Source organism: Dyella sp. (genome assembly GCF_051954575.1).
GTDB lineage: Bacteria > Pseudomonadota > Gammaproteobacteria > Xanthomonadales > Rhodanobacteraceae > Dyella_B.
Window position 1 is genome coordinate 1 of the sequence record NZ_JBQCHP010000138.1, and the last position, 18,915, is coordinate 18,915.

An 18,915-nucleotide genomic window follows, 5' to 3' on the forward strand; every position below is an offset into this window, starting at 1 on the left:
GCTTTGCTCCTTTCCCCTCCGGGGAGAGGGTCGGGGTGAGGAGCCGGGGCGGCTTGCGAAGGTGCCTGCGTGTGCGTTGAGTGGTTTCGAGCTGCTCCGGTCCTGATGGCTGGTTTCTCGCCAGCCCGAGCGCTCACCCCAGCCCTCTCCCGGAGGGGAGAGGGAGAAAAGCAAAGGGGGCGCATCGCTGCGCCCCTTCCTCAACCTTTTCGTGCGGCTCAGAAGCCCAGGCCGTACGGGTCGTTGCCGACCAGTTCGGTCGCCTCCGCCCCGCCGCCTTCGGACAGCCGGATCTTCAGCGCCAGGCCATCGCGCGAGTCGGCCTTGGCCAACGCCTCTTCCAGCTCGATGCGGCCGCTCTTGTAGAGCTTGTAGAGCGACTGGTCGAACGTCTGCATGCCTTCCTGCAGGCTGCGGTCCATCGCTTCCTTGATCTCGTGGATCTGGCCGCGGCGGATCATGTCGCGGATCAGCGGCGTGTTGAGCAGCACTTCCACCGCCGGCACGCGGCGGCCGTCCTTGCCGATCACCAGGCGCTGGCTGATCACCGCGCGCAGGTTGAGCGCCAGGTTCATCAGCACGTTCTTGTGCGCCGATTCGGGGAAGAAGTTGAGGATGCGCTCCAGCGTCTGGTCGGCGTTGTTGGAGTGCAGCGTCGCCAGGCACAAGTGGCCGGTTTCGGAGAAGGAGATCGCCGCTTCCATCGTGTCGGTGTCGCGGATCTCGCCGATCATGATCACGTCCGGCGCTTCGCGCATCGCGTTGCGCAGGGCCTCGTGATAGGTGTGCGTATCCAGGCCCACTTCGCGCTGGTTGACGATCGACTTCTTGTGGCGATGCAGGTATTCGATCGGGTCCTCGATGGTGAGGATGTGCCCGGACGAATGGCTGTTGCGCTGGTCGAGCATGGCCGCCAGCGTGGTCGACTTGCCCGAGCCGGTGGCGCCCACCACCAGGATCAGGCCGCGCGGTTCCATGATCAGGTCGCGGAAGATCGCCGGTAGCTGCAATTGATCGATGCTGGGGATTTCGCTCTTGATGGCGCGGATCACCATGCCCACTTCGCCGCGCTGCTTGAATACGTTGATGCGGAAGCGACCGGCTTCTTTCACCGCCAGCGCCATATTGAGTTCCAGGTCACGCTCGAACTGCGGCACCTGTCCTTCGTCCATCAGCGAATAGGCGATTTTCTTCACCATGCCGCTGGGTAGCCCGGTATTGCCGAGCGGGTACAACTTGCCCTCGACCTTGATGTTCACGGGGGCGCCCGTCGTCAGGAACATGTCCGACGCGCCCTTGTCCACCATCAGCTTGAGGAAGTAACCGATATCCACCTTAAAGACCCCAGTTTTTGATGCATTGCATTCAAGGATTATGCCCGACCACAATACGCCTTGACGCTCCGAGAGGAATGAGTGATGGTCCACATATTTTCCCCGTTCGCGGTGCGTAAAAGGCGCATCCCGACGGTGGCGCCGGCGCTGGCGCTGGCTGTAACGCTGAGTCTGGGCGGCTGCGCAAGCGTACCGCCACCGGACAACCTGATGAACCAGGCGCAAGCACAGTTGCAAAGTGCGCGCGATGCAGGCGCGCCTGATTACGATCCGGTCGATTTCGGCTTCGCGCAGGACAAATTCCAGCAAGCGCAGCAAGCCATGGCCAATCGCAAATATGCGCAGGCGGCCGATCTGGCCGACGAGTCGCGTGCGGATGCCACGCTGGCGCGCACCAAGGCGCAGCTCGCGCAGGCACGTGCCCAAATACAGTCCAAAATGGACGCAAACAGTCGCTTGCGCGCGCAGAACGCCGCAGCGCAATCGGAAAACGATCAGCACTACCAGCAGCAGAAGGCGCAGCTCGCCGCACAGATGGCCGCCGCGCAGCAGCCGGCCGATGGCCAGGACAACGGCGACAACGGCGGCAACCCGGCGTCATCTTTGTCCAGTGCGCCCGCGCCGGCCGCCAGCTCGCCGCTGCCGCCGCAGACGCCCATGCAGCAGGACATGCCGGCGCCTTCGTCCTCGGTGCTGGGCAATCCGCAGCCACAGCAACAGGGGCAGGGCTTCCAGACCTTGCCTGATCCTGGTCAGCAGAACCCTGGTCAGCCCAATCCTGGTCAGCAACAGAATCCGGGAGGCCAGTAATGAAATCCGCCATGTCTAAGAAATTTCGCCTGTCGCTCATCGCCGTATCGCTATTGACCCTGCTCGCCAGCGCAACCGTGCAGGCGCGCAAGGACGACATGGATGTCGACCGTTTGACCAATAACTTGAATCAGCTCGCTGCCGATCCGAATCTAGGCACCTACGCCCAGGCCGACCAGGCGCTGGCGCGCGATGCGATCAACCAGCTCGCCCAGGCCGGTTCGCGCGAACGGCCGCATGCGCTGTACATCGCGCAGCGCCGGGTCGACCAGGCCAAGACCGAAGCGCAGCTGCAGGCGTCGCAGCGCCAGCTCAACCAGCTCGACCAGGAAAACGCGCAACTGCAACTGGAGCGCAGCCGCATCGACGCCACGTCTGCGCAGCAGCAGCTGGAGATCCAGCGCATGCAGTACCAGATCGCCCAGCAGGAAACCATGCGCTTGCAGGCGCAAGGCCAGATGGCCGCCGACCAGGCCGCCCAGGCCAAGGCCGAAGCCGAGCAGGCCCGCAAGCTTGCCGCGGCCCAAAGCAGGGTCGCCGCGGCGGCCCGGCGCCAGGCCGATCTGGCCGCCAAGGCGGCCAAGGCGCTGCGTTCGCAGATGCAGGACCAGTCCGGCGGCGGCAAGTAGGCCGTCCTCCATTCCCTCTCCCCGCCCGGGGAGAGGATTGCGGCGAGGGGCCAGCCACGTCCCGCGATTTCGATGAAATATCCTCCCTCTTTACAGCTTTTTGACTACCTTCCGCGCTGCCATGCGCCTTCCCGAGGGGTCCTTGCGCACCTGTCAGGTCGGGAGTAGGGTCGAAGTCGCCGCGGCCCATCAGCCGCCGCGGCCTACCGACTGAATCATGCGCATACCTGTCATTTCCATGTCGCCCATTTCCCCTTCCAGGGGCGTGGGTTTTGGTCATGCGTGCGATTTGCATTTGTTTGCGAGCGCCCCGCGCGGGCGCCGTGAGTCTTACCGCGAGGAGGTTGGATCATGTTCGAAGATCAGCAGCGTGATGATGTTGAAGCTCTAAAAAAAGCGGACGCCAATTTTCGCCGGCTCTGCCAGCGACATACGGAGCTCAACAGCAAGGTGGATAGTGCCGAACGAGGCATACTCCCTGTTGACGACATGGCCCTCAAAGCGATGAAGAAAGAAAAACTGCACATCAAGGAACGCCTGCAGGATATGTGGGATCACCGGCGCGAAAATTACGTGCATTGAAGCCAAAGGATGTACCGCAAAAACCCTGGAACGGAAACGTTCCAGGGTTTTTTTTGACGGGGCCGAGGCGCCGCTCACTGCTTCCATGCCGCGCCCATTATGATTGCGCCTCATAACCCAGCCCTGCCGACGGAGTTTTCATGACGGTCAATGCCAGTGTCCTCGAACTGATCGGCAACACCCCCATGGTGCGCGCACAGCGCCTGGATACCGGCCGTTGCGAGCTGTTCCTGAAACTGGAAAGCGCCAACCCGGGCGGCTCGATCAAGGACCGCATCGGCCTCTCGATGATCGAAGGGGCGGAAAAGGCCGGCAAGATCAAGCCCGGCGCCACCCTGGTCGAGGGCACCGCCGGCAACACCGGCCTGGGGCTGGCGCTGGTCGCGCAGGCCAAGGGCTATCGCCTGGTGCTGGTGGTGCCCGACAAAATGAGCCGCGAGAAGATCTTCAACCTCAAGGCGATGGGCGCCGAAGTGGTGCTCACGCGCTCGGACGTCGCCAAGGGGCATCCGGAGTATTACCAGGACATGGCCGAGCGCATCGCGCGCGAAACGCCTGGCGCGTACTTCATCAACCAGTTCGGCAACCCGGATAATCCGCGGGCGCACATCGAAACTACCGGCCCGGAAATCCTCGCGCAGATGGATGGCAAGGTGGATGCAGTGGTGGTCGGCTGCGGCTCCTCCGGCACCATGACGGGCTTGTCGCAGTACTTCGCCAAAACCTCGCCGCACACGGAAATCGTGCTGGCCGATCCGGTCGGCTCGATTCTTGCGCAATACATCAACGAAGGCGTGCTCTCCACCAAGTCCGGCAGCTGGATGGTGGAAGGCATCGGCGAGGATTTCCTGCCCACCATCAGCGATTTCTCGCGCGTGAAAAAGGCCTACGCCATCTCCGACAAGGAAAGCTTCCTCGCCGCGCGCGAACTGCTGGCGAAGGAAGGCGTGCTGGGCGGTTCCTCCACCGGCACGTTGCTGTCCGCCGCTTTGAAATACTGCCGCGAGCAGACCGAACCCAAGCGCGTGGTGACGCTGGTATGCGATACCGGCAACAAGTATCTGTCGAAGATGTACAACGACTATTGGATGCTCGATAACGGCTTCATCGAGCGCGAACAGCATGGCGACCTGCGCGATCTGCTGCTGCGCCCGTTCTCGCGCCGCGACACCGTGGTGGTCGGCCCGAACGAACTGCTGATGACGGCGTATACACGCATGAAGCTCTACGACATCTCGCAGTTGCCGGTGATGGACGGCCACCGGCTGGTCGGCATCCTGGACGAATCCGACGTGCTGATGCATGTGCACACCGATGAAACGCGCTTCCGCGATTCGGTCGCCACGGCGATGATCAGCGATCTGCAGATGCTCGACGTGCGCTCGCCCATCCAGGCCTTGCTGCCGGTATTCGAGCGCGGCCACGTCGCCATCGTGATGGACGACGGCCAGTTCCTCGGCCTGATCACTCGCATCGACCTCTTGAACTACCTGCGCCGCAAAGTGCATTGACGATCTGCTCACTCGCTTTCCGGCAAGGATGGCAGGAGTTGATCGAAATCAAATTTGCCTCGATGCAAATGCGTGCGCCAGCTTCCATGGCGGTGGGGCGCAGCGTAGTCTCGCCAGCCATGAACCCTGTTGTCGAAAGTTTGTCGAAACGGCAGCTCGTCAAAGTCGCCGCCTTCATTGGCTTGCCATAGGATCCCGACCATGTGTGGAATCGTTGCCGCCACCGCTCAGCGCGATGTCGCGCCATTGCTGATCGCCGGCCTCAAGGCGCTGGAATATCGCGGTTACGATTCGGCCGGCCTGGCCGTGCTGGAAGACGGTGAAGTGCACCGTGTACGCGCCAAGGGCAAGGTGCGCGAAATGGAATCGCTGTACCTGGCCCATCCGTTCCCGGGCGGCACCGGTATCGCGCATACGCGCTGGGCCACGCATGGGGTGCCCAACGAAGTGAACGCGCATCCGCACATGATCGGCCGCGTCACCATCGTGCATAACGGCATCATCGAAAACTACGCGCAGCTGCGTAGCGATCTGCAAGCGAAAGGCTATGTGTTCGCTTCGGAGACCGACACCGAAGTGATGGCTGCGTTGATCGATCGGCACCTGGACCAAGGCATGAAGCTGCGCGAAGCGGTGCTCGCCACCGTGCGCGAACTGGAGGGCGCCTATGCCATCGCCGTGATCGATCGCAACGAGCCCGGTCGCGTGGTCGGCGCGCGCCGCGGTGCGCCGCTGCTGGTGGGTGTGGGCATCGGCGAAAACTTTCTCGGTTCCGATGCGCAGGCCCTGGTGCAAGTCACCAACAAGATCATCTATCTGGAAGAAGGCGACGTCGTCGAAATCAGCCGCGAAGGCGTGCAGGTCTATACGCTGGATGGCAAGCCGGTCGAGCGCGGCGTCCAGGAAAGCGAACTGTCTGCCGATGCGGTGGAGCGCGGCGAATACCGCCACTACATGCAGAAGGAAATCTTCGAACAGCCGCACGCGGTCGCCAATACGCTCGAGGCCCGCATCAACGCGCACGGCGTACTGCCCAACGTCTTCGGCATCGACGGCGACCAGCTGCTGGCCAAGGTAAAAGGTGTGCACATCGTCGCCTGCGGCACCAGCTACCACGCCGGCCTGGTGGCGAAATACTGGATCGAAGACTACGCACGCCTGCCCGTCAACGTGGAAGTGGCCAGCGAATACCGCTACCGCGAAACCGTGGTGCCGGAAGGCTCCTTGTTCATCGCCATCTCGCAATCGGGCGAAACCGCCGACACGCTGGCCGCCATGCGCGAGTCGCGCCGCCGCGGTTATCTAGGCACACTCGCCATCTGCAACGTGCCCGAATCATCCGTGGTACGCGAAGCCGATTTGAAACTGATGACGCACGCCGGCCCCGAAATCGGCGTGGCTTCCACCAAGGCGTTCACCACCCAGCTCGCCGCACTCGCACTGCTCACGCTGCATCTGGCCAAACAGCAAGGCCTGGATGCAGAGCGCTACCGCGACCTCACCGAACAACTGTTGCGCCTGCCGCGCGCGCTCGACGAAGCGCTGCGCCTGGAACCGCAAGTGATCGAACTGGCCGAACGCTTCGTCCATCGCCACCATGCATTGTTCCTGGGCCGCGGCGCGCACTATCCCGTGGCTTTGGAAGGTTCGCTCAAGCTCAAGGAAATCTCATACATCCACGCCGAGGCCTATCCCGCCGGCGAACTCAAACACGGCCCGCTCGCCCTGGTCGACGAAGACATGCCCGTCATCGCCGTCGCCCCGAACGGCCCCCTGCTCGACAAACTCAAATCCAACCTGCAGGAAGTCCGCGCCCGCGGCGGCGAACTGATCGTCTTCGCCGACACCAAAGCCCAATTCGACGGCCACCCCACCCGCGGCGCCGTACTGCGCATCGACGCCGGCGGCGATTTCATCGCCCCGGCGGTATTTACCGTGCCGCTGCAATTGCTTGCGTATCACGTGGCGGTGTTGCGCGGGACGGATGTGGATCAGCCGCGTAATTTGGCGAAGTCGGTGACGGTGGAGTGAGGCCTGACTGGCCCGGAAGGTTGTTGGAATTATTTTGACGCGCATTTGCTGGAGTCTAGTAACTTGAAACCGCACGGCTGCGCGGTTCCAGTTGGAATTTCTATTAGGTCGTACCACTGGGATAGTTGTTCCAATTACGTCATAGATGGACCAGCTGGCTTGCAGATGCCGCAAAAGCTGGTCCAACTGATTGCTGGGGCCAGCAAGGTTTCGAGATCCTCGGCGGCCTCGTATTTGGACGTAAACGGGCAGGTGCGCTAGCTGCAGCATGCCTACGCCAAGCTTGCGTGAGGCTATCTTTAGAAAAATTTCGCGTCGGCATTTCCGTCGGAGCGGCGTCAAACGTCTTTGAGTCAATGACGTGCTGACAGTGAAGCGAGCCAATGGTACGCAAGCTACCTGAAAGGGTTTATTGCAAAAGGGTCATGACAATGACCGACAATTTTACTTTGCGTCCCCACGCGAATTGAATCTCTGACGCCTCTTCGGGTTTCTCGAATCCATGTACAAATATTCAACAGTAACTGCGGTGTCCGACATCGCGGCAGCAGCCAGACGCATGCCGCTTGTCGGCATTCTCGGTTGGCAGGATGTTCGCCAGCGCTATCGAAGGTCAGCCCTCGGGCCGCTGTGGCTGACGATCAGCATGGGGGTAATGATCGCGACGATCGGTATCGTCTTCGGCTCGCTCTTCAATAGCCCGATGACGGAGTTTCTGCCATCGCTGGCGAGCGGCATCATCCTGTGGGGCTTCATATCGACGGTAATCAGTGAAGGGTGCACCAGCTTCATTGCCTCTGATGCGATCATCAGGCAATTGCCGATTCCGCTATTCGTTCATGTGCTTCGCATGGCGTGGCGCAACGTGATCATCCTTGGTCATAACCTGTTGATATTGCCGATCGTGTTTATTGCGGTCGGTAAATCCGTTCATCCCGTCCTGTTTGTTTCCATACTCGGGTTCGCATTGCTGGTTGTGAACCTTCTATGGATGGCGCTGATTCTGGGTGCGGCATGTGCGCGTTTTCGCGACTTGTCCCAAATCGTTGGCAGCGTATTGCAAGTGATATTTTATCTAACGCCCATCATGTGGTTGCCGCAGAGCCTTCCAGCGAAGGTGTCTGCGTATCTGCTGGACTTCAACCCTGCCTACCACTTGCTGGAAATTGTTCGGGCTCCGCTGCTGGGACACCCTCCGAGCGCGATGAACTGGACGATATCGGGTGCATTGGCAATCGCCGGCTGGACAGTGGCGGTGCTCTTCTATGGTCGCTTTCGGCGGCGTATTGCTTACTGGCTGTAACGGCGAAAGATGCGTGTCATCCCCAGCCATCCTGCATTGACTGAAGGTCCTATGGCGCTCATAGAATTTGAAAACGCGACTGTCGAATTTGCGATATACAACGCAACCGGGCGTTCATTGAAGAAGCAGCTCTTCCAGATGGCAACCGGCGGCCAGATCGGTTCGGATGAACGTGGTCGCGTTGTAGTACGTGCGCTTGAGAACCTGACATTTTCCCTGCGCGAGGGGGACAGGGTAGGGTTGCTTGGCCATAACGGAGCGGGCAAAAGCACCTTGTTGCGGGTGCTCAGTGGGGTTTATGAACCCTCCTCGGGGAGTGCGCGCATCCGAGGAAAAGTCGGTTCGCTTATCGATATCTCGCTCGGTATCGACCACGAGGCCACTGGGCTGGAGAACATATATACGCGTGGTGCACTGCTTGGTATGACGCGTGCAAGCATGAAGCAGCATATCGACGAGATTATTGAATTCTCCGAACTTGGCGATTTCATCAACATGCCGTTGCGCACGTATTCCACGGGCATGCATCTGCGTCTTGTCTTTGCTGTTTCGACCATTCTTCGTCCCGAGATACTACTGATGGACGAATGGCTTTCCGTTGGCGATGAGGGATTCAAGCATCGTGCGGAAGCGCGGCTGACCAGCATGGTCGAGGCCACCAAGATTCTGGTGCTTGCATCGCATTCCAGGGAGCTCATCATGAAAACGTGCAACCGCGTCATCTGGCTGGAACATGGGAAGATCCGCATGATGGGCGACACCCGGACAGTGACGGATGCCTACTTCGGGATGCCAAACGAGCTTCATGCTGCCTAGTAGATCGTCGAGAAACCTGTGCAGATATTCGCGGTCATCTCCCTGGCCATGCCGAAACCCATCTCGCCGACGGACCCAAGCGCAGCCTTCGGTCGGTGAGGATCCAGCTTGCAGAACGTGCAGGCTGCAAACTCGGTAACGGTGGAGCGAGTGTTTTAGCGTGATCCGCCATTACGCCGCTTTGCCGATCAAACGCCTGCTTGCCACCGTCTGAGAACGCACCAGCAAATAAAACGCGACACAATGCGTGATCATAAGCACCGGCACATAGATGACCGGAATCGCGTACGCGGCGCCCAATTCGCCCGCAATCGATGGAAGGTCCGCACGCACGGCGTGGTAATAGTCGAGCAGGATGTCGATGGTTCCGGCTACGTTGAATGCAACGACGAACAGCCAGAACAGGGGGCGTATCTTTGCTGAAAGCAGCGCCAGCATGGCGAGTATGGCCGTCGCCAGGTCGCCGTATGCGGCGAACGGGGCGAAACTGGCGGGTAGATGGCTGCCTACGACGCCGGGCAGGATGATCACGAGGCCGAAGAAGCGGAAGCTGTGCAGCGTGGCAATGGCGCGTTGCGCTTCGAAGAGGTCGAGTGTCTTCAAGCGCGGCCAGATGTATGCGCCGAAACACAGCAGCCACGCGACGTAGCCCAGGATAAGGCCGGAAAGAAACACGAGTTGCGCTGGCATGTTGCCCCCTGTCACCGATGAGTGGATGTGGCTTCGAAGACCGCCATCAGGATGCCGAGCCGGCCTTCCATAAGGTTCCGGCCAAGATTGCTGGTCAGTTGCACAAAGTCCGGTCCCATCACCACGCCAAGATTGGGAGACGGCGGCGGTCCGGATGCGCGCAATTGAGTGACCCAGGTTCGCGCGGCCTCGGTGTCGTCCTGCCATGCCAGCGTGTGGAAGCCGGCTTGTTCGACCGCTTCGCGTGTCGCCTCGGGCGTAAGCAGAAAACTCGTTTCCGGCGTGCGCGCCCAGGGAACGGGATAGTGCGGTTCGCCGCTGTTCAGGACGACATCGAAGGTGGCGAACTTGCCGCCGGTTTTCAGTACGCGACGGATTTCCCGATAAAGCTGCGCGCGATCGACGATGTTCATCGCCACGTGTTGCAGCAACACCACGTCGAAGCGGCCATCGTCGAAGGGAAGCGCCAGCGCGCTGGCGGTCTGGAACGATACTTGTCCGTCTTGCCCGGTACGTTCGGTCAAATAGCGTGCGGCGTCCACGAACGGTTCGCTCAAGTCGATACCGGTAACCCGGCAGCTGCAGGTGTCGGCAAGGAAACGCGCGGGGCCGCCGACGCCGCAGCCGACGTCCAGCACCAAGGCGCCGGTCGCGATGCGGACCAAATTCGCCAGGTCGGCGGTCGCGGCGAGTCCGCGTGTATGGAATTGATCGAGGATGCCCAGTTGCTGGGGTGTCAAACGCTGGTCTTCCGGGCCGAACACGGCGAGCGCGGTCTTCAGTCGTTGGGTCAGGCCCGTGGCGCGGTAGTGGCTGCGCACGTCTTCGAGTAGTACATCGGCCATGGTGGTTTCCTCGCAGGCAGGGATCGAGGCATGTGCTGTATCGGCACAGGCCCTGTGGACGAAACCAGATGTACCATCGCGTCGATTGGGTGACTATTCGCCATAATGTGGACGGGGTATGAAGCAGAACTTCACAGTCCGGCAAGGCGCGCTCGATGGGGTCGAGGTGTTCCTGAGCGTTGCTCATCACCGCAGTTTTCGCAAAGCGGCGGTGGAGCTCGGGGTAAGTCCCTCGGCGATCAGCCAGGCGATACGTGTGCTCGAAACACGCGTCGGCGCGGCCTTGTTCATGCGCACGACGCGCAGCGTCGGCCTGACCGAAGCCGGCGAGCGATTTTTTTCGCGCGCGAAACCTGCCTTCGAAGAACTCATCGCGGCAAGCGAAGCGGCGCGCGGACTGGGGCAACGGCCAGCCGGGTTGTTGCGGCTATCGGTGCCGCGGGCCGTGGTACCGATCCTGCTGGAACCGCTGATCGCATCCTTCTGCCAGGCCTATCCGGAGATCGAAGTGGAAATCGCTGCCAGCGAGGAGTTGGTCGATCTTGCGGCCGAAGGCTTCGATGCCGGCATCCGAATGGGCCAGTTCGTCGCCGCCGACATGGTTGCGGTAAGACTGACGCCGCCGTTCCGTTTCGTTACCGTCGGCAGTGCCGCGTATTTCAAGCGCCATGCGCAACCCAAGCATCCGAATGACCTGCAGCAGCATGCGTGCTTGCGGATGCGCCGCTCCAGCGGTGCGCTTGCGCCGTGGTCGTTCAACGAGAACGGCCACGTCTTCGAGATGGCGGTCTCCGGCCCGATGATCGCCAACGACTTTCCTACCATGCTCGGCGCAGCCATCGAAGGCGTGGGGCTTGCGCAGGTGCCCGAACCGATCGCCGCCGCACCGATGCGGGCCGGAAACCTGATGCAGGTGCTTGAACCGTTCGCGCCGATGACGCCGGGTGTGTTTCTTTACTATCCCAGCCGCCGGCAGATCATGCCGAAATTGCGGGCGTTCATCGATCACGTGAAGAGCCGCGAGAATGCCAAGAGCGAAGCCCGAAACAAGCCGCACAAGAAACATTGAGTCCCGACGGATAGGGCGCACCGCCTTGTCATAAGCAAGCGCGTGCCTGCGAGCGCCACCCGTGCGTTAGCATAACCATCGCCACAGTCAGGGGGCGAAGGGGCGCATGGTCTCGACAGGGGAGCTTGTTGCATTGAATCCGGTGCTCGTCGTCGAAGACGACGGGCCAACGCAGCAGCGTCTTGTTCGCCTGCTGGAAGAACTCATGGGCGCCAACGGCGATATGGCGGTGGTGGATACCATTGCGGAGGCCAAAGCCATCGTCCCCATCTTTCAGCCCCGCCTGGCGCTGGTCGACATCGGGCTGCCTGATGGCAATGGCGTGGAGCTGATCGGCTGGGTTGAAAATCGCCACCCCGGCACGACCACGGTAGCGATTTCGGCGTGGGGGCATGAGGAGACGGTGTTGGCTGCATTGCGCGCCGGCGCTGTTGGCTATCTGATGAAGGAGCGCGACGATGTCGAGCTTCGCGCGGCCTTGCAAAGCATTCGCCACGGCGGCGCCTTGATTGATCCGCTCGTCGCACGCCGCATTCTTGCCTACGTTCCATCGATGTCCAAAGAGCCCACCGCACCGCCCACGTCTAGCGTCGAAGCGCCACGCGCCGATATAGCGCTTTCGGACCGGGAATCGGAAATTCTGCAGTTTGTCGCGCGTGGGTTCAGCAATCGGGAAATTGCCGATCTCACCGGTCTTTCGCGCTTTACCATCGAAGGCTATACCAAAAGCATCTATCGCAAACTGGCCGTCAGCTCGCGTACGGCTGCGGTATTCGAGGCCAAGTCCATGGGACTGCTGTAGGTGCCCATGTACTCAAGCACAGCAGCGCATTGCGGGTGCATGTTGCCGCCATTGTGTCCTTAGAATTGTTTTTGCACGCCAATCCGGATGCTCTGGTCGCGCGCATGCGGCATCAGTAGATACTCGTATTCGGTGGTGATCAGCAGATCGTTCTGGAGCTGCCAATCGCCGCCGAGGCCTGCTCGCAAGCTTGTGCCGTTCGCCGAATAAGGATTGGCCAGCACGCTCCACGAGCCGGCCGATGGAACGAAGGCATAGCTCAATGCAGCGTTGCTGGTGCCCTGGAAATCGTGGCCGACTTCCAGGCGCGCGTGCGGTATCAGCCAGCCGCTGCGCCACGTCAGCTTGCCGCTCGCACGAACACCCGCAACGGCTTGTGACGTGCGTATCGTCTGCGTGCCATAGCGCAAAGCGTCGGCGGCACCACCGCTTTCCGAGAAACCGTTGAGCGATGACAGCGACCAGGCCAGTCGACCATAAGGCGACACCGCCCATCCGCCGGTTTGATATTCATAGCCTGCCGTGAGCGAAGCGAACCATTGGCTGCCGTTGCGATGGCCGATCAAAACAGTGCCACTGTCAGTCGCATCGCGGCGGCTGTCGAAACGCAAACCGCCGCCGCCCACAACGCCGTCGAGATATACGTGCGCAGCCGGTTGGTAGCTGCCGTAGAACGCCGCGGTGTAGCCACGTGCCAGGCTACGCGTACCATCGTGGCCGATCTCGCTGTTGTCGTGGTTGTAGCCGACGCTGAAACCCATCAGGGCGCGTTCGCCGATGCGCTGATCGACGCCCGCGCTGACGGCCACGTTGTCCGAATCGAAACCTGCCGCTTGCCGGTATGCATCGAACGCACCGAAGTTGGCCGTGCCATTGATCCATGTGCCCAATCCCGAGGATGGCTTGTCCGCGGCGCGCGTGTTGCTTTGGGGTGTCATATTTGTCGAAGGCAATTCGCCACCGGCACCTTCGCTGGCGCCAATGCCCGGAAGCATGTCGGCCGGCTCTCGGTTTGCTTGCTGCGCATTGGGTGGTGCGTTGCGCGACGGCGCACTCAATGGCTTGCCATCCAGGCTGATCGACAGGTTATTGGTGAAACGCGAAGCGTCGTTTCCATCATGCAAGCTGTCCAGACGGCTTTGAATATTGCTGAGCTGGTTCTGGGCAAAGCGTTCGGCCTGCATGGTCTGCGCGTTGACCAGACCAAGCACGTCCTGATTGCGGGACGGGTCGGGCTGGTTGCTCACCAGCACCAGCACGTCGACCGTCTGCGATTGTCCGTTCGATGCGATCAGCACGGCGGTGATCTGCACAAGGCCGTGGAAATTCGACGCTGGCGTGAACGACAACATGGCAGGTTGGCTCACTGTCGCGTTGCCCGCACTGGCGGGTGACAGCCCCAGCAGCGCCGACGACACATAGGTGCCCGAGGCAATGCTGGCCAGATTCACCGATACCGCGCTGCCTGGCTGCGCTGTCACCGTGCGAGTCAGGCCCGATGCACTGCCTGCTGCCGTCACCGTTATGGTGATGGCACTCGGCGCGGATACGCCGAAGTGGTTGCTCAACTGATAAGTGAAAGTATCCGTCCCGACAAAACCGGAAGCCGGCGTATAAACGATCCGTTCGCTGTTTGCTGTGGCCGTTCCATGCGTTGGCTGCGTCGCTATATTCAAACCAGTCAAAGGCTGCGGACTGCTTGCTTCGGCTGCTGCTTCGATAAGCACTGGCGTGCCTGTCGTGGTGGCCACTGAAAGTGCGGCGGCAACGGGTGTGCTTAGGGGCGTCACCGTGACCGTCACCGTCGCGGGCAATGAATTTCCGCCCGGATTGCTTGCCACGTAAGTAAAGCTGTCGGTGCCGCCATAGAACGTGGCCGATGGCGTATAGGTAACGGTTTCGCCGGACATGCTCACGGTGCCATGGCTTGGATTGCCCGCGACGGCGATGCTCGTGACGTCCGTTCCCGTGATTGCATTGGCCAGATTGATGTTCGTTGCCGTGTTGTACGGCGTCGTCACCGATTTGGCGGCAACCGTAGGCAGCGCCACTTCGCCTACCGTCACGGTCACCGTCGCAGGCGATGAGGTTCCACCGGGATTGGTCGCCGTATAGGTGAAGCTGTCGATGCCGCCGTAGAAGCTTGCGGATGGTGTGTAAGTCACCGTTTCGCCCGACACGTTCACGGTGCCATGCATCGGGTTAGTGGCGATGCTGACGCGGGTAACGTCCGTTCCCGAAATCACACCCGCCAGGTTGATGCTCGTTGCCGTGTTGTACGGCGTCGTCGCGGACTTGGCGGCAACCGTAGGCACCGCGACTTGGCCTATCGACACGGTGACCGTCGCAGGCGAGGAGGTTCCACCTGGATTGGTTGCCGTGTAGGTAAAGCTATCGGTACCGCCATAGAAGCTTGCAGACGGCGTGTAAGTCACCGTTTCGCCGGACACGCTTACCGTGCCATGCGCCGGCGCGCTGGCGATGGTTACTGCGGTGATGTCCAATCCGGAAATTGCGGCTGCCAGATTGATGCTGGCTACCGTGTTATACGAAGTTGTCGTCGATACAGCGGCAGTGGTCGGTGCGGTCACCGTGCCCACGGTTACTGTCACGGTTGCCGGTGTCGACGTACCACCCGGGTTGGTTGCGGTGTACGTGAAACTGTCGGTGCCGCCATAGAAGGTCGCGGACGGCGTATAGGTCGCCGTTTCGCCTGACACGCTCACCGTGCCATGGCTGGGATTGCTGGCGACGGTGACGCCGGTAACGTCCAGGCCGGAAATCGCGCTCGCAAGATTGATGTTCGTGGCCGTGTTGTAGGGCGTTGTTGCCGATATGGCGGCGACGGTGGGTACCGGTGGTGGATTGACCGTGATCGACACCGTTGCCGGCGCGGAGGTGCCTGCACTGTTGCTTGCCGTATAGGTGAAGCTGTCCGCTCCGATATAACCGGCGGCAGGCGTATAGGTGATGGACGTGCCGCTAGCTTGAGCCGTGCCATGCGAGGCGGCGCTGGCCAAGGCCACCGATGTGGGGTTGCCGCTCGTGCTCACTGGAATGCTGTTGCTGCTGCTGTCGAATGCCACGCTGGTCGTGATGGCATTGGCCGTCGGCGCCTGGAACGTAAAAGAGCCATTGGTGGCCGTACCGGCATCGGTGATCACGATGATCGGCACCGTACCCGAGCCATCAGGAACGGTGGCGGTGATCGAGCTGCCGTTAGTGACCGTGAAGCTGGCCGGCGTGCCGCCGAAGCTCACGGCGCGGGTTCCGTAAAAGCCAGAACCTGTAATGGTTACTGTTTGTCCGCGGGTGGCGGACCACGGACTGATGCTCGACACGCCCGGTGCAGCCGATGTGCAGGTGAGGCTGTACGTAACCGAGCCATTGCTTAGATTGTCCAAGCCATCCGCGCCTGCACCGGAATCTGCTTCCGTGCCGGATACCGTGCCGCCGGAATCGAGCAAGTTGATAAAGGATCCGATGTAAGACACCGGTCCTCCCGAAATCGTGAGGCTGACCTGATCGCCCTGATTGACGGGCTGGCTGTTTGACAGAAGCCCGACGTACTGATGGGCAGCGAGCGTGCCCGACTGCCCATTTACAGCCTGACACCCCGGCGATGCCGACACCCAGCCAGGCAATCCAAGTGCAACGAGCAGCGCGAACCAAACTTCCCCACACCAAACCCGCCGTGTTCCCCTGCCGCACATGGCGCTCATGCCCCTGTCCCACGCTTTCAAAAGCCATCATTGTGTTCATGGCGACGTGGGTGGACACCCCTGATTTCGGGGATAGGCAACGAAGCGAAAACCTCTATAAAAGCCAGCGAGGCTCGGATGCAGTTCCAGCATGGACGCAAGGAGAAAAAGGGGGCTGTCATCCCGGCCTTGTGGCACGATGAACGCCCATGCCCAGGCGAGTATCGCGCGATGTTCGAGTTTTCCACGCTGACCACTTTCGTCGCCGTCGTGCTGGGCTTGTTCCTGATTCCCGGCCCTGCTGTTTTGCTGGTACTGACGCGCACGATGCAAGGCGGGCGCAGGACCGGCGTCCTCACCGGGCTCGGCATCGCATGCGGCGATTTCGTGCATGCGCTTGCGGCAGCGGTGGGGTTGTCCGCGTTGCTGATGACGTCGGCGCTGGCGTTCAATGCCGTGAAGCTGATCGGCGCGGGTTATCTCATCTATCTGGGGATCAAGGCCTTGCGCGCGCCGCCCGCGGATCCGTCGCTGCCGAAGGTGCCATCCGTATCGGCAGCAAGGGCGTTCTGGCAGGCAATTCCGGCGGAAGTGCTCAATCCGAAGACGGCGCTGTTCTTTCTCGCCTTCCTGCAGCAGTTCGTGCATCCGGAGCGGGGCTCCACCTTGCTGCAGTTCATGCTGCTCGGGGCGATCTTCGTGGTGATGAGCGCGGCCTACACGACGCTGATCGTGATGGTGATGCGTCCGTTATCGCATATCGTCAAACGGTTACGCTGGATCGGGCGCTGGCAGGGCAAGATCATCGGTTCGATCTTCATTGCGCTTGGTTTGAAGGTGGCGATGCAGCATCGTTAGGAACGCCGCGTAGGTTGGGGTGCAAACTCCAACATCGCATCACGTTTGAAATCGCAACGTTGGGGTTTGCACCCCAACCTACGACGTGGATCGCGCGTTGCTCAAAGTTCCAGATGCAGGAACTGGTTGAAATCGCTCTTTTGGTAATCGGAGAAAGCTGCGCCGTTGATGAAGCCGTATCGCCGATAAAGCGCAAGCGCAGGCTCGAAGGCTGGGCCACTGCCGGTCTCCAGGCTCAGGCGATGCAAGCCGCGCGCTCGCGCTTCGTTGATGATGTGCTCCAACAGCGCCGCGGCCACACCGCGGCGCAGGTAATCGGGATGGGTGCGCATCGACTTTATTTCACCCGCGTGGGCATCGAGCTGTTTCAGCGCGCCGATGCCGCAGATGTCACCGCCATTCCATGCACTCCACACCGTCACGTTGGCGCACGTAAGGCCGGACAGGTCGAGTGCGAAGACCTGTCCTGGTGGCGAATTGGAATGCATCCCCGCAAGGTGCAAATGCAACAGCGAGCGGGTCGCGGCACTGGAAAGATCGTCGATACGAATCTCCATATTCCCTCCCCCTACTGTCGATACAGCGCCACCACATAGCGGCACGGTTTGCTGGTTTCGTTGGCGAAGACGACGTCGGATGGTGCGCCAAAGGCCAGGCAATCTCCCGCGTTCAAGCTGTGCCGCTCGCCGCCTTCGGTGAGGGTGAGCGTGCCGGAGCGTACCCACACCAGCTGGCGGATCAGCGCGAAGCTGTGCGCGGGAAAGCTCACGCTGCCGGCCGGCGGCAATTCGATTTGCGCCAGCTCCAGCGGGTGATCAGGAATGGCCAGTACTTGCTTGCGGACATAACCGGTTTCCGGATCGGTCCATTGCGGTTGATCCGCGGCGCGCGAGATGCGTCCCGCATGGCCTTCCGCGCGCACCAGCAGGCCGGCAAGCGTAAGGCCGAACGCCGATGCGAGACGCACGAGCAAGGCGGCGGTGGCGCTGACCTCGGCGCGCTCGATCTTGCTGATCATGGTCTTGGAAACGCCCGAGCGTTCCGCCACTTCCGCCAGCGACCAGCCGCGCGCCTCGCGCTCGAGCCGGAGCCGTCGCGCCAGGCTCGCATCGATATCCAATACCTCACTCATGGGACGGAGCTCCTTCCGGTGTGCGGCGGGCGTCGAGCGTCAGCTGCAGAAAAACCAGGTCCAGCCATCGCCCAAATTTGGCACCAACTTGTTTCAAGTAGCCCGCCTGTTCGAAACCAAGCTTGTAATGCAGACGGATCGATGCGTCGTTTTTCGCTTCGATGCCTGCGACCAACACGTGCTTGCCGATGTCGCGCGCGCGTTCGATCAAGGTTCGAAGCAATGCCTCGCCGATACCCTGGCCGCGCTGGTCGGCGCGTACGTAGATCGAATGCTCCGCGCTATGGCGATAACCCTCCCACGCGCGCCAATCGCCGAACGAGGCGTAGCCGAGTACGTCACCGGCAACGTTCACGGCGACCAGCACCGGATGGCCAGCCTTGTTTCGATCGGCGAGCCACGCCATGCGCTGGGTGACGTCGGCCGTCTGCTCGTTCCAGATCGCCGTGGTGTGCAGGACTGCATCGTTGTAGATCGCCGTAATGCCTTCGGCATCGCACGGATTGGCTTCTCGGATGAGCATGGCCGGTCCATTCACTATAGGGGACATATGTTCACTATGGTGGATAGTTGCACGGCCGGTTCCACCGCCGCAAGCGGGGTGGAAAACCGAAACGCAGCGCCAAAGATGGCTGCGGAAACGCGTCCGGTGCTGCACCCTGTCGGTGCAAGCTCCAGCCGTATTAGCCCTTAGCTGGTGCTCGGCGCAAACTGGACATGCGCGGCTTGTGCTTGAAAACGCTAGGAAACTCGCGGACCGGATCGCTGGCACAAATGATGCAACGCATCATCCATCAAGGTC

The 18,915-nt window shown here is 61.2% G+C and carries 18 protein-coding genes; 10 read left to right on the plus strand and 8 right to left on the minus strand.

The genetic code is table 11. The features are described 5' to 3' along the window. Nucleotides 1-218: 218 nt before the first annotated feature. A complete protein-coding gene (locus tag ACTHNE_RS17405; RefSeq protein WP_440269900.1) occupies nt 219-1,334 on the minus strand; it encodes a PilT/PilU family type 4a pilus ATPase in 1,116 nt (371 codons plus the stop codon). A gap of 84 nt (nt 1,335-1,418) precedes the next feature. On the opposite strand from ACTHNE_RS17405, the gene ACTHNE_RS17410 reads away from it, so the two are divergent. From ACTHNE_RS17410 to ACTHNE_RS17425, 4 genes are all read left to right on the plus strand, one after another. After that, on the plus strand, nt 1,419-2,144 hold the full coding sequence (locus ACTHNE_RS17410; RefSeq protein ID WP_440269901.1) for a DUF4398 domain-containing protein: 726 nt from the start codon (nt 1,419-1,421) through the stop codon (nt 2,142-2,144). 11 nt (nt 2,145-2,155) lie between these two features. Then, complete coding sequence (locus tag ACTHNE_RS17415) at nt 2,156-2,773, plus strand: hypothetical protein (RefSeq protein WP_324947227.1); 618 nt, start codon at nt 2,156-2,158, stop codon at nt 2,771-2,773. Nucleotides 2,774-3,124: 351 nt separating this feature from the next. After that, complete coding sequence (locus ACTHNE_RS17420; RefSeq protein ID WP_324947229.1) at nt 3,125-3,355, plus strand: YdcH family protein; 231 nt, start codon at nt 3,125-3,127, stop codon at nt 3,353-3,355. Between the two features lie 140 nt (nt 3,356-3,495). Further along, complete coding sequence (locus tag ACTHNE_RS17425) at nt 3,496-4,866, plus strand: pyridoxal-phosphate dependent enzyme (RefSeq protein WP_324947231.1); 1,371 nt, start codon at nt 3,496-3,498, stop codon at nt 4,864-4,866. An 8-nt stretch (nt 4,867-4,874) separates the two neighbouring features. Here the strand turns inward: ACTHNE_RS17425 and ACTHNE_RS17430 are convergent, their stop codons facing one another. After that, nucleotides 4,875-5,069, minus strand: a complete 195-nt coding sequence (locus ACTHNE_RS17430; protein ID WP_440269902.1) for a hypothetical protein — start codon at nt 5,067-5,069, stop codon at nt 4,875-4,877. Here ACTHNE_RS17430 and glmS point away from each other — a divergent pair. From glmS to ACTHNE_RS17445, 3 genes are all read left to right on the plus strand, one after another. Next, on the plus strand, nt 5,068-6,897 hold the full coding sequence (glmS, locus tag ACTHNE_RS17435; protein WP_324947235.1) for a glutamine--fructose-6-phosphate transaminase (isomerizing): 1,830 nt from the start codon (nt 5,068-5,070) through the stop codon (nt 6,895-6,897). The two genes, ACTHNE_RS17430 and glmS, sit on opposite strands and share 2 nt — an antisense overlap. Nucleotides 6,898-7,426: 529 nt before the next feature. Continuing rightward, entirely contained in the window at nt 7,427-8,200 is a 774-nt protein-coding gene (locus tag ACTHNE_RS17440; RefSeq protein WP_440269903.1) for an ABC transporter permease, read from the plus strand. A gap of 51 nt (nt 8,201-8,251) precedes the next feature. Beyond that, on the plus strand, nt 8,252-9,016 hold the full coding sequence (locus ACTHNE_RS17445) for an ABC transporter ATP-binding protein (RefSeq protein ID WP_440269904.1): 765 nt from the start codon (nt 8,252-8,254) through the stop codon (nt 9,014-9,016). A 171-nt stretch (nt 9,017-9,187) separates the two neighbouring features. On the opposite strand, the gene ACTHNE_RS17450 is transcribed toward ACTHNE_RS17445, so the two are convergent. Beyond that, nucleotides 9,188-9,706, minus strand: a complete 519-nt coding sequence (locus ACTHNE_RS17450; protein ID WP_440269905.1) for a hypothetical protein — start codon at nt 9,704-9,706, stop codon at nt 9,188-9,190. A gap of 11 nt (nt 9,707-9,717) precedes the next feature. Continuing rightward, entirely contained in the window at nt 9,718-10,551 is an 834-nt protein-coding gene (locus ACTHNE_RS17455) for a class I SAM-dependent methyltransferase (protein WP_440269906.1), read from the minus strand. 118 nt (nt 10,552-10,669) lie between these two features. Between ACTHNE_RS17455 and ACTHNE_RS17460 the strand changes: the two genes are divergently transcribed. Continuing rightward, nucleotides 10,670-11,620 carry a LysR substrate-binding domain-containing protein gene (locus ACTHNE_RS17460; protein WP_440269907.1) on the plus strand — a complete coding sequence of 317 codons (951 nt, stop codon included), beginning with the start codon at nt 10,670-10,672 and terminating at the stop codon, nt 11,618-11,620. A gap of 106 nt (nt 11,621-11,726) precedes the next feature. Then, nucleotides 11,727-12,422, plus strand: a complete 696-nt coding sequence (locus ACTHNE_RS17465) for a response regulator (protein ID WP_440269908.1) — start codon at nt 11,727-11,729, stop codon at nt 12,420-12,422. 59 nt (nt 12,423-12,481) lie between these two features. On the opposite strand, the gene ACTHNE_RS17470 is transcribed toward ACTHNE_RS17465, so the two are convergent. After that, nucleotides 12,482-15,916: an Ig-like domain-containing protein gene (locus ACTHNE_RS17470; RefSeq protein WP_440269909.1), complete on the minus strand. Its 3,435-nt coding sequence runs from the start codon at nt 15,914-15,916 to the stop codon at nt 12,482-12,484. A gap of 438 nt (nt 15,917-16,354) precedes the next feature. Here ACTHNE_RS17470 and ACTHNE_RS17475 point away from each other — a divergent pair, with 438 nt between their 5' ends. Continuing rightward, entirely contained in the window at nt 16,355-16,981 is a 627-nt protein-coding gene (locus ACTHNE_RS17475; protein WP_440269910.1) for a LysE family translocator, read from the plus strand. 101 nt (nt 16,982-17,082) lie between these two features. On the opposite strand, the gene ACTHNE_RS17480 is transcribed toward ACTHNE_RS17475, so the two are convergent. Genes ACTHNE_RS17480 through ACTHNE_RS17490 form a run of 3 tightly spaced genes read right to left on the minus strand, consistent with a single transcriptional unit; the run spans nt 17,083 to nt 18,636 of the window. After that, nucleotides 17,083-17,538 carry a GNAT family N-acetyltransferase gene (locus tag ACTHNE_RS17480; RefSeq protein ID WP_324947251.1) on the minus strand — a complete coding sequence of 152 codons (456 nt, stop codon included), beginning with the start codon at nt 17,536-17,538 and terminating at the stop codon, nt 17,083-17,085. 11 nt (nt 17,539-17,549) lie between these two features. Next, nucleotides 17,550-18,113: a helix-turn-helix domain-containing protein gene (locus tag ACTHNE_RS17485; protein WP_440269911.1), complete on the minus strand. Its 564-nt coding sequence runs from the start codon at nt 18,111-18,113 to the stop codon at nt 17,550-17,552. Continuing rightward, nucleotides 18,106-18,636, minus strand: coding sequence for a GNAT family N-acetyltransferase (locus tag ACTHNE_RS17490; protein ID WP_324947256.1), 531 nt, complete (start codon nt 18,634-18,636; stop codon nt 18,106-18,108). The genes ACTHNE_RS17485 and ACTHNE_RS17490 overlap by 8 nt, the downstream gene beginning before the upstream one ends. Nucleotides 18,637-18,915 lie beyond the last annotated feature (279 nt).

Bases quoted from the DNA above. Each gene is read 5' to 3' on its own strand.
- ACTHNE_RS17475 (WP_440269910.1), top strand. From the start codon at position 16,355: ATGTTCGAGTTTTCCACGCTGACCACTTTCGTCGCCGTCGTGCTGGGC.
- ACTHNE_RS17415 (WP_324947227.1), top strand. From the start codon at position 2,156: ATGTCTAAGAAATTTCGCCTGTCGCTCATCGCCGTATCGCTATTGACC.
- ACTHNE_RS17430 (WP_440269902.1), bottom strand. From the start codon at position 5,069: ATGGTCGGGATCCTATGGCAAGCCAATGAAGGCGGCGACTTTGACGAG.
- glmS (WP_324947235.1), top strand. From the start codon at position 5,068: ATGTGTGGAATCGTTGCCGCCACCGCTCAGCGCGATGTCGCGCCATTG.
- ACTHNE_RS17490 (WP_324947256.1), bottom strand. From the start codon at position 18,636: ATGCTCATCCGAGAAGCCAATCCGTGCGATGCCGAAGGCATTACGGCG.
- ACTHNE_RS17455 (WP_440269906.1), bottom strand. From the start codon at position 10,551: ATGGCCGATGTACTACTCGAAGACGTGCGCAGCCACTACCGCGCCACG.
- ACTHNE_RS17450 (WP_440269905.1), bottom strand. From the start codon at position 9,706: ATGCCAGCGCAACTCGTGTTTCTTTCCGGCCTTATCCTGGGCTACGTC.
- ACTHNE_RS17485 (WP_440269911.1), bottom strand. From the start codon at position 18,113: ATGAGTGAGGTATTGGATATCGATGCGAGCCTGGCGCGACGGCTCCGG.
- ACTHNE_RS17410 (WP_440269901.1), top strand. From the start codon at position 1,419: ATGGTCCACATATTTTCCCCGTTCGCGGTGCGTAAAAGGCGCATCCCG.
- ACTHNE_RS17465 (WP_440269908.1), top strand. From the start codon at position 11,727: ATGGTCTCGACAGGGGAGCTTGTTGCATTGAATCCGGTGCTCGTCGTC.
- ACTHNE_RS17445 (WP_440269904.1), top strand. From the start codon at position 8,252: ATGGCGCTCATAGAATTTGAAAACGCGACTGTCGAATTTGCGATATAC.
- ACTHNE_RS17425 (WP_324947231.1), top strand. From the start codon at position 3,496: ATGACGGTCAATGCCAGTGTCCTCGAACTGATCGGCAACACCCCCATG.
- ACTHNE_RS17480 (WP_324947251.1), bottom strand. From the start codon at position 17,538: ATGGAGATTCGTATCGACGATCTTTCCAGTGCCGCGACCCGCTCGCTG.
- ACTHNE_RS17460 (WP_440269907.1), top strand. From the start codon at position 10,670: ATGAAGCAGAACTTCACAGTCCGGCAAGGCGCGCTCGATGGGGTCGAG.
- ACTHNE_RS17420 (WP_324947229.1), top strand. From the start codon at position 3,125: ATGTTCGAAGATCAGCAGCGTGATGATGTTGAAGCTCTAAAAAAAGCG.